The sequence below is a fragment of the Bradyrhizobium sp. NAS96.2 genome (assembly GCF_001908235.1).
In the GTDB taxonomy this organism is placed as follows: domain Bacteria; phylum Pseudomonadota; class Alphaproteobacteria; order Rhizobiales; family Xanthobacteraceae; genus Bradyrhizobium.
In genome coordinates this window covers 1-1129 of sequence record NZ_LGHK01000429.1, presented here as the reverse complement: position 1 = coordinate 1129, position 1129 = coordinate 1, and the positions used below count along the sequence as shown (strand labels likewise).

Here is a 1129-nt window from a genome sequence, read left to right as displayed (position 1 = left end):
AGCACGACATCGGCGGAATGGACGCTGTGACTGAGCGCTTCGGCACAGGCCGCTTCCACCGCGGGCAGACCGTCAGTCAGCACCGCGTTGAGGATGTCGACCATCTGCCGATTGCCATCGTCGGTGCTGGCAAGCTTGCGCTGGATCCGCTCGATCGCGGCCGGCAGCACCCAGTCTTTGAAGGGAGCACCGTTGCGCAAGGCGCCGGGTTTGCGGGCGAGCACCGGCACATAATGCCAGGGGTCGTAGACGGTATCGCCGCGGCCAAAGGATCGCGGGTGCTCGGCAACGATGCGTCCATCCTGACGGATCACGATGCGATCGGCATAGGCTTGAACCTCGACCGGTCGTCCGACTGCGCTGGCTGCGACCGAGTACTTGTTGTTGTCGAAGCGCACCAGGCAGGTCTTCGAGACCGATGCCGTCACCGCATGGAAGCCGTCGAAGCGGCCGGCATAGGGAACGAGTTTGGGGCGTTCGGCTTCGAACACGTCCCAGATCGTCTGCTCGGGCAGCTCCGGATGGCGATGAGCCTTGGCGTAGGCGATGCATTTGTCGAGCAGCCAGGCGTTTAACTCGTCGAGGTTTTTGAACCGCAGCCGCGGCGTGAAGAAGCGTTCCCTGACCAGCCCGACCTGGTTCTCGACCTGCCCCTTCTCCCAGCCCGACGCTGGCGTGCAGGCGACCGGATCGACCAGATAGTGGCTGCACATCTGCAGGAAGCGGCGATTGTAGAGACGCCCTTTACCGACGAAGATCGTCTCTACGGCGGTCTTCATGTTGTCGTAGATGCCGCGGGTGCAGGTGCCTTTGAACAGGGCGAACGCCCGGTCGTGGGCGTCGAACACCATCTCCTGCGTCTCCCGCGGATAGGCCCGCACGAACAGCATGCGGCTGTGACAGAGCCGGACATGGGCGGCCTTCACCATCACCGTGGTGCCGCTCAGCAAGACCACCTCGTGGCTCCAGTCGAACTGGTAGGCTTCGCCTGGTGCAAAGCTCAGCGGGACATAAGCAGCCGCGGTCGATTGCCCGCGTTCTTTGCTCCACCGCCTGGCGTAACGCCGCACCGCATCGTAACCGCCGTCATAGCCGCGGCCGCGCAGCTCTTCGAAGATCCGGATCAACG

The 1129-nt window shown here is 63.7% G+C and carries 1 protein-coding gene; it reads right to left on the bottom strand.

Going from position 1 to position 1129, the window contains the following annotated elements:
- Nucleotides 1-1129: IS21 family transposase (gene istA, locus AC628_RS41745; protein WP_143202125.1), on the bottom strand; the 1129-nt coding region annotated here is incomplete at both ends.